A 10,935-nucleotide genomic window follows, 5' to 3' on the forward strand; every position below is an offset into this window, starting at 1 on the left:
CCCGCCGGAAGTTTGAAGTGACTCCAAAAAGTTAGACAAATATTTTAAATCAAGCAGCCGAGAGGGCTTGCAGTCTGTGAATCGCAGGAGGCAAGCCCTTTAGTTTTGCCTTGCTGCGGCGGTTGTTGTAGTAGTCCAGATACTCGATTAGCTCTGCTTTGAAGTGCTCCATTGACTCAAACTCCTGCAAATACAGCAGTTCGCTTTCGAGTATGCCGAAGAAGTTTTCAATTACGGCGTTGTCAAGACAGTTGCCCTTGCGGCTCATGCTCTGCCGGATGCCCTTCGCTTTCAACATCCGCTGATACTGTTTGTGCTGATACTGCCAGCCCTGGTCGGAATGCAGAATGAGTTTTGTCCCGTCCGGAACCCTTGAAAAAGCCTTGTCCAACATTTCCGTCACCATGGAAAGCACCGGCCGATCCGAAATCGAATAGCTGACAATGTCCCTGCTGCACAGATCAAGAATCGGTGACAGGTAAAGCTTCTGCCCGAACAAACTGAATTCTGTGACATCGGTTACCCATTTCTGGTTCGGCCTTTCGGCCTCAAAGTTTCGCTCCAGCAGGTTCGGCGCTATTTTACCTACTTCACCTTTGTAAGACTTGTACTTTTTCATTCTAACCCGGCAGATAAGGCCTGTCTCTTTCATCAGACGCTGTACCGTCTTATGATTGAGAATAAACCCATAATTGCGGAGTTCCCCAGTGATGCGGCGGTAACCATACCGGCCTTTGTTCTCATTGAAAATAGCAGAGATTGCGTCTTTTGCTCCTTCGTACTTATCCGGAACTGCCTGCTGCCGGACATAGTAATAGTAAGTCGCACGAGGAAGCCGAGCGATGGATAGCAGCAATACCAACGGATAGTCTTGCCTCAGTATTTGGATCACCTGCGTTTTTTGCGCTGGCATCGCTCGTCTTCCAAAACCAAGGCCTGCAAGTTTTTTAGGATGCATTCTCCGCACGCAGCCGCTGCACCTCTGCAAGTAAATCTTTCTCAACTGGTTGAGCCAGTTTCATCGGCCTTCCTTTACTGCCTCGTCCACGCCGCTCGATCTGAAAACCCTCCGGTCCTTCTGTAAGGTAGATGCGTTCCCAGTTTTGTACCTGATGATGGCTGCTAACGTCATATAACCTTGCTGTCTCCCTGCTGCTAAGCCCCTCTTTTCGCATTGCCTCCACCACCATAACCTTAAACTCCGGCGTGTATCGCTTGTTTGGTATCCCTTTTGGCATAGAAAAACACCCCTATCGTTATTCAGTATATCATACTGTCTAACTTTTGGGGTGCAGTTCATTTCAATTCGGCGAGCACTTTTTGATGGCTGGAGTGGATGGATTTGAACCATCGAATGCGGGAGTCAAAGTCCCGTGCCTTACCGCTTGGCTACACCCCAATAAACCCGAACGGCCCAAAAAAGCCGTTTCGGTAACGGCATTATAGCAGAAATATACGAATTATGCAAGGCACATGAATGAAAAGGGGACAAATTATTCGCAGGAAGGGCAGCTCTGTGTGATATCCGCCAATCTCTCCCATTCCTCGGCCAAAATCCCGTATTCATAGGTGTCCTGCCAGAGCGGATTTCCGTTCTGATCTTTTTTAAACCAGACGCACTGCCGCAGATACCCCTCGCGGCGCATTCCCAGCCGCTCGAGCAATTTCCATGAACGCTCGTTTTTCGGATTGCACTTCGCAATGATCCGATGCGCGCCTTGATTTATAAACACGGAGTTCATCAGCGCTTTTGCCGTTTCGTATGCATACCCCTTGCCCCAAAAATCGGAGTTAAACACATAGCCAAGCTCCCAAGTATCAAACTCCTGTTTGGCCATATAAATATTCCCGATCAGTTTTCCGCCGTCTTTCTCTTTTTTGCACACCGCCCAAAAAGTCTCGTCCTCGGCCCGTCTTGCCGCTGCCCGCTCGGCCTGTTCCCGTGAAACCACTCCATACGGCTCAAACCGGACGACCTCCTCACGCGAAAGATAATCGAATAAATCCGCACCGTCCTCAGGCCGGAATCTTCTGATGATTAACCGTTGCGTCTCCATCATTTTATTATACCTCTCAGAGCGCTTGCTGCCGAACCGATCCGGAATACCGATTCAGGGCTTGAAAACCCGGTTTCGTTTCCGAATCAGGGATTGGAATGCCTGCTTGAAGTTTCACTTCGCCTTAATATCTCCGCTCCAAAAAATCCACGGTACTGTCAGACAGCTCTTTCCCGAGTTCATAGCTGTCGCGAAAAGCTCTCGGCAGTTTTTTCAGCCGATTATTCATCTCATCAATATGAAACGCCGCCAGATCGGGGGCGCTTCCGTACCATTCTAAAAACTCTTCATATTCCTTACCCTTTTTCGTTTTTAAAAGCACTGCGATATCCGAGAGTGCCAACGGACCGCCGCAGTCCTCGAGAATACCGAACCCCTCGCCGTCCAAAACGCGCGGCAGCTCTTTCGCGGGCAGTTCCTTTTCCTTATAAATTCGCTCAACCGTTATCTCTGCCTGCCAGCCGTCCCCGTAATCATATTCAAATATCATACGTTCGCCTTCGTGGTCAAGCACATTTTTCAGTTTAATCTGCGCCGCATGCTCCGTCCAACCTTGCGGTTCAAAATCGTCGTCCTCCATAATGAACTCAACCCGAAGCTGCGCTTTTTCCGGGTGCTTGTTAAATGTTTTAAGGGCTTGCCGATTGTATGGATTGTCGATCTCATCGCCGACGCACCTGATAAAATTCTCCTTCACCGGAACATCGAATCCGAACAGATGATACCCTTTCATCTCAAAGAGCACCATCAAAACATATCCCAGCCGCGCCATCGAGACGGCGTTCGATATCTCAAACCGCCTCCAAATTTTCGGCTCGTAATCCTTCAGTTCGGCATACAGTCGGTAAATCGGATCATTAGGCACCATCAACACCTCTTTCTTATCCGAAAGGATAATTTTATCAATTATATCGCAGTCCCTTTATTATCGCAATAGATACGCCTTGTTACTTGTTAAAAATTTTTCTTGACAAAACCCCGGGGGAATCCCTATAATATCTCGTAATCTGACCACGGAGGCGGCTTTGTACGGGGAAGGTCCATGTGCTTGTTCCTGAATACTTCATCAATTTTAAATGTAAATGCAGGGACTGCCGGAACGTCTGCTGCCGGGGTTGGGGCATCTCGCTGACCGAGGCCGAATATTATCGGCTGCTCGGTCTTTCGTGTTCCAAAACCCTGCGCCGCACCTTAGACAGCGCTTTTTATATCGCCGACCGACCCACCCGCGAAGCCTATGCGTTCGTCTCACCGTCGCTGGACAACGCCTGCCGCCTGCTCAATAAAGACGGCTTCTGCGAACTGCATAAACAGTGCGGCGAAACGGTGTTGCCATCGGTCTGCCGGCTTTATCCGCGTTCTTATAAATCCGGTCTTCAGCTTGAGAGCAGCTGCTCCGCCAGCTGCGAGGCCACAGTCGAGTTGTTAATGAATCAACCCTGTCCATTGCATTTTGTCGAGATCGAGCGGGAATTTTCCGGCGCGCTCCCGATGCCGAATCCCGGCGCACAGGCCAATGACGAGTTGCGCAGCCGCTGCATCGCCGCCATGCAGAACCAAGCCCTTTCCCTGCGCGAGCGCATCATCCAAATCGGCCATATTCTGCTCGGGCCGCAGCCGATCCCGTTCGCGCAGCACCAAACCCCCGATTTTCTGCAAAATGCCGAAAAACTGATTTCGGCTTTCATGGACATCAGTCCCAATATCGCCGAATACGGCGAAAAAGCGCTTGCCGCCGTCGGTCTACCCGGCTCCGACCTGCAGCTCTCCGCCGCACTCTGGCGCAAAGCTCTGCGCCGTGCCTATGCCGTTTTACCCGACTGCGACGATTATTATGAAAATCTGATGGTCAACCACCTGTTTTACGAACAGTTCCCAGATATTCCCGCCTGCAAGACCCCGCGCGACGCTTATATCGCGTTTTATGCGGCATGGACGCTGGTGCGATTTATCGGAATCTGCCTCGGAACGGATAAAGCCGCCTTTGCCGATGCGGTGGCCGCGGCATTCCGTTATATCGAGCATTCGGATTTTTACCGTAATGCCGGCTTGATTTTACACGATGACCCCTGTCCCGACGGCTTCAAACCCGCTGTTTAGCTACATAATACCGCTCTTAAACGCATCACAGAATCCATAAAACTTTATGACTTCAACCGTACAGTTGCATTTTCACACCTGTAGGGGCGACCCCATGTGGTCGCCCGCCTCCGGCGTAAAGAGCGGCTTCATCGGCGATATCGCTTTAGTAGGGAGCGACGCCCTCGTCGCTCCGTTATAAAAATCATAAACGGCGTCTTATATAAATCGGTAATACCAATCCGGCGGAGCGACGGGGGCATCGCTCCCTACACAACCTCATACAAATACAAATTTCGTTTTTTCCCGATATGCCTCACCGCACCGATATGGCATAGCACATTCAGCGCCGTGCCTGCCAGCCGGTGATTCCGTTTGATCGCCTTGGCATAATCCTTCGCGGTAAACTGCGCGGGCAGCCCCTCGGGAATCAGCTTCCTATAATCATCTGCATTTTGAATATAAACTTCCCCCAAGAGGTCATCCGGAATGCGCTCACAGCGCGACGACCCCTTCTTTTTGTCCTCACTCCAGCCGTTCAGAAACCGGTATTCGGTGACTTCGAGCAGCACCAGACACAGGTGCAGTTTCGGGTGATCCAGCAGCATTTTGATCTTGTAAAGCTCCGGAAACACGTCGTACACCGACCCTGTTTTCGGGCTTTTTCGTTTCGGGGAGGTCTCGCCGGTCGCATCATCCACCCAGCATAGCCACTTTAAATACGGAATCGGATAGACCACGGTCACGTCGGCGATCTTCAAAAAGGCCTCGAGCTTTTTGCGTAGCACGTTAAAAGCCCGCGTCTGAATCTCGAAAATCCCCCGTTCGCCTAACACGACATCGGCGACGTACCGTCCGAACTTGATCTCGCAGATGCCGCCGTCCAGCTCAAAATAACGCTTCAACACCGCGTGCAGCGTCTTTTCCGAAAGCGTCCCGATCCCGCTGTTTTCTTCCCGGACCCCGACGATAATTTCCCCGCAGGCCGCCCGAAACCGCTCTTTTTCGGCTGTATGGTTCCCCGAAATCCCACTGTTTCCGCCCATATTTCACCCCTTGCCTTGATATTAAAAGTGTAGCACATCTCTCTTTTTCTGTCCATGAAATTCCACGCCGAAAAATATTTTCAAATTTTTCCGAAAAGTGTTGACATCTCAGGTTTAACGTGTTAAACTTCAATCGGTTTAATGCATTAGACCCAAATTCCCCTCAATATGGCGTCGCCATGCCGCCCTGTAGGCGGCTTTGACGCCTTAGGGGTTGCCCGAAGGGCAGGGTGGTTTACCGTTTTACAAACCTTAATGCAACCGTCAACAGCCGACATCTGATTTCTAAAGGGGGAGATATGATGGATAATCAAAAACTGTTCGACGCCGAATACCGGTTCATGGAGGTCATCTGGGCCAATGAACCGGTCAATTCGACGGAACTCGTCCGCCTGTGCGCCGATGCGCTCGGGTGGAAAAAGTCCACCACCTATACGATGCTGCGGCGGCTTGTTGAGCGCGGCGTCGTCAAAAACGAAGACGCAACCGTGACGGCACTCGTCAAAAAAGACGACGTGCGCCGCTACGAGAGCGAAGCGCTGCTTGAAAAGGCCTTCGACAATTCGCTGCCGGCCTTTCTGACCGCCTTTTTGTACGATAAGAAGCTTTCGCAGAAGGAGGCCGATCAGCTGAAAAAAATGATTGAGGAGGCACAAGGCTAAAAGATAAATCTTTCAGAGGCTAAAAGATTTATCTTTTAGCCAGGGAGTTTTATCCTTTTGTGCTGCATACAAAAATGAATCCGGGCTGACCGGATAAAACGTCCCAATTCAATGAAAGGACGGTTATAATGATAAGCGCTCTCTTAATCAAAATCCTCAATATGAGTATGATCGCCTCGGTCGTGGCGCTGGGCGTGATGCTCGTGCGGCTGCCGCTCAAAAAAGCCCCGAAGCTCTTTTCCTACCTGCTCTGGGGGCTGGTGCTGTTCAAACTGGTCTGTCCGCTGACCGTCGAATCGGTCAAGGCGCTGATTCCGGTCACCGCCGAACCGATCCCGCAGACCATCGTCACCGCCGAAATTCCGCAGATCGACAGCGGCATCGAAGCGGTCGACAGCGCAGTCAACGCGGCGATCTCCTCACAGGCCGCGACGCCGGCCGCAAGCGCCAACCCGATGCAGATCATCCTGACCGTTTCGGCTTGGGTCTGGGCGGCGGGCGCAGTCGCGTTTTTCACCTATGCGTTCGTCTCCTATTTCCTGATGAAACGCCGCATGCGCGTTGCGGTCAAAACGGGCGATGCCTACGAATCCGACCGCATCACGACGGCGTTCGTCCTCGGCTTTTTCACCCCGAAAATCTATATGCCCGCAGGACTTTCGCCCAAAGAGCGCGAATATATCCTGCTGCACGAGCAGACCCATATCAAACATCTGGACTACATCGTCAAACCGATTGCCTACGCGGCGGCCTGCCTGCACTGGTTCAATCCGCTGGTCTGGCTGTCGTTTAAATTGGCAATGCAGGATATGGAACTGACCTGCGACGAGACCGTTCTGCGGCATTATAATACGGATATCCGCGCCGATTATTCGCGTTCGCTGCTGATGCTCTCTCAAAAACGCAGCGGATTGTTAAGCCCGTTGGCATTCAGCGAGACCGGCGTCAAACCGCGCATCAAAAACGCGCTCAACTATAAAAAACCGGCGTTTTGGATCATCATCGCCTCGGTTGTGCTGATCACCGCCGCCGCAGTGATCTTTCTCCCGAACGCCGTGAACCCGCCCCTCACCTCGGAATCGTCCCGCCCGGACCCGCCATCTGCAGTATCCTATACGCCAATTCATTCCTCCCCCATCCCTGCTGAAGAGGAGATTTATCAACTTTCCATGCCCGATCCCGACGAGACCTATCTCTCAACACTTGCTTACAACGGCACCGCAAGTTCCGATTGGATTGAGAGCGGACAGGAATTTCTGACCTTCTCCGATGACTTAAAATCACATTTCACCCTTCCATCCAATCTGACGAACGCGCTCTCGGAATACGGCGACTCCTTTTTCGAATCCAAACGGGTAATCGCCATGATTTTAGCCGAGGACAGTGATCTCGACTGCACCTTCGGAGGTATTCGGGACTTTAGTTCAGGTATCGCGCTTTGGGGCAGCAGCGACTTTGTCATCAGTGATTCCTATCTCTATTCCTATTTCCGCTCCGCAGATCAAGCCTCTTCTGTCGTGATTGATATCAATTGGAAAGCAACCGACAGAACGCAAACCGATGAAAACGCCTGGTGGCTTGTGCTGATCAGTGTCGACGATGAATATTCCGACAAACTCTCTACATGCGATCAAATCGGTGGGCGCAGCAGCGGCGGCGGCAGGGAGCGAGGAGATGTTGAAATCACCTCGGAGACTAAAACCGTCTCCTACTACGAAGACGGCGGTCTCGTTACAGACACCTATATCATCAAAAACGGCGGCTCTCTATGCAACGAAGACGGCCAATTCATGATCAACGGAGATGACTTTCTCTTACTGCCGCATGTGATCGGCGTGCTGAACGGCGGCAATTGGCATCTGTATAAAAAGACGGCTTTGGTGCCTGCAATATTGGTGCCCGTCTCCGATGCCTCGTACAACGAAATCTTCTGCCGTCAGTACCCGGATGGCTCCTATGACCCGAATTATATCCTCGCCCGACGCGGTTCTCTCTGGGCTTTGCTCGACGGCCAGGGCAGCTCGCTGACCGACGCGGTCTACGGTAAAATATATCTCAATACCAACCGAGAGGACTGGCCGGTCATCGTCGTCGCACAAAACGGCAAATACGGCGCGATCGGCTATGATGGAAAAGTCATCGTACCAACCGAATATACCTATTTGACAATGAACATCCAAACCGGCAAAATTTATGTGCTCAAAGGGGACAAATGGGGCACAATCACCCTTGACGGCAATCTAAGCGCGTCCGCAGTCGACTGGAAGACACCGATTCCCACGGAAATCACTGATTACTATTCCTTCTATGCCCCGAACGGTTATTCCATGACCGACAGTGAAACTCAAATAAGCGAATTATTCACCAAAGACCCCGGCTTTCAAATTCTCGGCAACGCCGACGGTACAATCTCCGACCAACAGATGGCCGTTTACGCTTTGATGCACATGGAAAATTACAGTTATGAAACCGGCAACACCCGTGAAGATTACGACGCTCTGACCATCAAATATTTCGATAAAAAGCTGACCGACTACACCGGCGGGGGTATGTTCGAATTCATTCCGAATACCGACCGCATCCGTGCCGTCGGCTGGAGTTATGACAGCAGCATGTATGCGCTGCTGCGTTCCGTATCGCAGACATACGGCATCTATACCGCGCAGTTTTACTGCATCAACATCTCCGACTCTTATTGGGACGATTCCCCGTATGATTTCGCCGCAGTCAAACAGATGCTGTATAATGGCGAATGGGAGCCGTTGGTTCAAGACGGCCTTACCTTCGAACTGCGCGAAGTCAAATTTATGCTCAATCAAAACGAAGACGGCAGTTCTTACCCACTCTACAAGAGCGTCGAAATTCTCCAAACCGGCCTTACCGCACCAATTTCATCCCAATAACCCTATCATCCGCATTCCATACCTATCACCAAACCGAGCGGTTTCGTTTTCACGGGGCCGCTCGGTTGACATATTAAGGTAATTATGATATAACAGGATAAATGCTTATACTTACAAAATCCCTTCTATAACCATCTGCAGAGCCGTACGAGGAGGCCCTAAAAATGATTCCCTTGCTTTCACTGTTCGAACCCGGCGATAAACCACACTCCAAATCCATAATCAACCCCAAAAAACCAGCGTTTTGGATCATTATCTCCATGGTGGTCCTGATTACCGCTGCTTTCATCTTTCTCCCGAACGCCTTAAAAACCCCTACCGTTTCGGAGCCGTTCGCCGCTTCGGTTTCTCAAATCACCGATTCCTCCGAAACCTCTTTCGCCACGGAAACTGTAAACTTACAAATTCCCGTCAATGCATCGGTCTACCAACTGCAGATGACGATGGCCGATAACGTCTATATCAACAACATCAAAGCGAGTGACGACATCCTGACCGACGAAATTTATAAACCAATACAAATGCAGGAGTTCTCCGGTCAGCTCGCCCAGCGTTTTCATTTCGAGTCCGACCTGTATCAGCGGTTCAGCGGTTATGACGAGGCTTACTTTCAAAATAAATGCGTATTCGCTCTGATTCTCCGCTCGACCATGGATAAAATCTGCCTGTTCGACGGGGTCGAATATGCCCAAGCCGTTCAAACCGCAAGCACTTCAACACTGCCCGATCTGCTTGTCTCCGTCTCTTTGAAATTAGCCGATAACGGCAGCGAATGGGTCGATGCCGATTCCTGGTGGCTGGTGTTAATCGAATTAGGCGATTCGGGGCACGCTCCGTCCGATTTCAAATTGAGCGGCGTTTTCCGAAACAATGACAACTCAGCGCTCCCCCAACAATATGCTACCGTCATGTACTATACCGAAGACGGCGATAGGATTGACCGCTATCTCATCAAGAATGATCTCAACGGCGAAAAAGAGCTGTGCACCGTAGACGGTCAACACCTGTTAAGCGGCACCGACTTTTACCCGCTGCCCCATATGATCGGCGTGCTGAGTGACGACGGTTGGCGTTTATATGACAAAACCACCCTCAAACCCATCTCCGGCCGCGTCTATGAACAACTGCATTGTCAGCAGTATCCGGACGATTATTGGGACCCGATCCATATGACCGCCAAGCGCGGCGGCCTCTGGGTCTTGCTGGACGGAAAAGGCAACGAATTGACCGACGCGCTTTATGATGCAATTTATCTGAGTACCTACGAGGAGGTCTGGCCGATTATCAGCGTCATTCAAAACGGCAAATACGGCGCCATCGGCTACGACGGGAAAGAAATCATCCCCCCACAGTATGATTTTCTGACAATGCTTGTCTACTCCGTTGAAGACACGGTATTCGTGCGCAAAGACGGCAAATGGGGCGCAATTACTCTCGACGATCAAATGAACACCTCCGATCCCGACTGGGCAACGCAGGTCCCACAGGAACTCACCGAAAATTACGCCCTTTGGGAGTATTCCCATTCCGAAGACGATCTTTTCACCGATGATGCCGGATTCAAGATTCTCGGCAGCGCCGATGGCAAAATTTCTGATGAACAGATAGCGGTCTACGCCGTGCTGCACATGAAAGGGTATGATTATGAAAACGGCAATACTCGCGAAGAATACGACGCAATTACCCTAAAATATTTCGGCAAAACGCTGACCGACTATACCGGCGGGGGCAAACTTGAATTTATTCCGGACACCGACCGTATTCGTGCCGTCGGCTGGAGTTATGACAGCTCCATGTTCACGATGATCAAATCCCTGTCGAAAACCGACGGCAAATATTACACCGGGCAGTATTACTGCGTCAACATCTCCGATTCCGTATGGGACGCTTTACCCTATGACCTCGCTGCGGTCAAACAGATGATTCGCGACAGGAATTGGACACCGCTCACCCAAGCGGGTCTCACCTTCGAACTGCGCGAAGTCAAGTTCACCCTCGGTCAGGAGGAAGACGGCACTTATTACCCGATCTTCATGCGCGTTAAAATTCTGGAATCCGGCCTTAAAGAGCCAGTCACATCACAATAATATATATTTTCAATAATCCCCTGATTCATCTCCGCACTTATCGCCAAAAAATAAATATCCCCCGGTAAAACCGGGGGTTTTTCATAGACGGGCAAAGCCCT

General features: G+C 50.9%; 9 protein-coding genes and 1 tRNA gene. 4 read left to right on the forward strand and 6 right to left on the reverse strand.

Going from position 1 to position 10,935, the window contains the following annotated elements; translation table 11 throughout:
- Positions 1-49 precede the first annotated feature (49 nt).
- The 5 genes from PK629_08030 to PK629_08050 form a co-directional block, all read right to left on the reverse strand.
- Positions 50-958 carry an IS3 family transposase gene (locus tag PK629_08030; GenBank protein HOP11425.1) on the reverse strand — a complete coding sequence of 303 codons (909 nt, stop codon included), beginning with the start codon at positions 956-958 and terminating at the stop codon, positions 50-52.
- On the reverse strand, positions 948-1,238 hold the full coding sequence (locus PK629_08035) for a transposase (protein HOP11426.1): 291 nt from the start codon (positions 1,236-1,238) through the stop codon (positions 948-950). The genes PK629_08030 and PK629_08035 overlap by 11 nt, the downstream gene beginning before the upstream one ends.
- 86 nt (positions 1,239-1,324) lie before the next feature.
- Positions 1,325-1,399, reverse strand: a tRNA-Gln gene (locus PK629_08040).
- 94 nt (positions 1,400-1,493) lie between these two features.
- Positions 1,494-2,057, reverse strand: coding sequence for a GNAT family protein (locus PK629_08045; GenBank protein HOP11427.1), 564 nt, complete (start codon positions 2,055-2,057; stop codon positions 1,494-1,496).
- A gap of 124 nt (positions 2,058-2,181) precedes the next feature.
- Complete coding sequence (locus PK629_08050; GenBank protein ID HOP11428.1) at positions 2,182-2,925, reverse strand: plasmid pRiA4b ORF-3 family protein; 744 nt, start codon at positions 2,923-2,925, stop codon at positions 2,182-2,184.
- Positions 2,926-3,101: 176 nt separating this feature from the next.
- Here PK629_08050 and fliB point away from each other — a divergent pair, with 176 nt between their 5' ends.
- Positions 3,102-4,157 (forward strand): flagellin lysine-N-methylase, encoded by a 1,056-nt coding sequence (fliB, locus tag PK629_08055; GenBank protein HOP11429.1) that lies wholly within the window; start codon positions 3,102-3,104, stop codon positions 4,155-4,157.
- Between the two features lie 248 nt (positions 4,158-4,405).
- Here fliB and PK629_08060 read toward each other — a convergent pair whose 3' ends face one another.
- Positions 4,406-5,182: a hypothetical protein gene (locus tag PK629_08060; protein ID HOP11430.1), complete on the reverse strand. Its 777-nt coding sequence runs from the start codon at positions 5,180-5,182 to the stop codon at positions 4,406-4,408.
- A gap of 302 nt (positions 5,183-5,484) precedes the next feature.
- On the opposite strand from PK629_08060, the gene PK629_08065 reads away from it, so the two are divergent.
- The 3 genes from PK629_08065 to PK629_08075 all read left to right on the forward strand — a co-directional run bounded on the left by PK629_08065 (position 5,485) and on the right by PK629_08075 (position 10,834).
- Positions 5,485-5,844: a BlaI/MecI/CopY family transcriptional regulator gene (locus tag PK629_08065; GenBank protein ID HOP11431.1), complete on the forward strand. Its 360-nt coding sequence runs from the start codon at positions 5,485-5,487 to the stop codon at positions 5,842-5,844.
- Positions 5,845-5,972: 128 nt separating this feature from the next.
- Positions 5,973-8,747: a M56 family metallopeptidase gene (locus PK629_08070; protein ID HOP11432.1), complete on the forward strand. Its 2,775-nt coding sequence runs from the start codon at positions 5,973-5,975 to the stop codon at positions 8,745-8,747.
- Between the two features lie 164 nt (positions 8,748-8,911).
- Entirely contained in the window at positions 8,912-10,834 is a 1,923-nt protein-coding gene (locus PK629_08075; protein HOP11433.1) for a WG repeat-containing protein, read from the forward strand.
- The last annotated feature ends 101 nt before the right edge of the window (positions 10,835-10,935 follow it).

It is taken from the genome of Oscillospiraceae bacterium, from assembly GCA_035380125.1.
Taxonomy (GTDB): domain Bacteria; phylum Bacillota; class Clostridia; order Oscillospirales; family JAKOTC01; genus DAOPZJ01.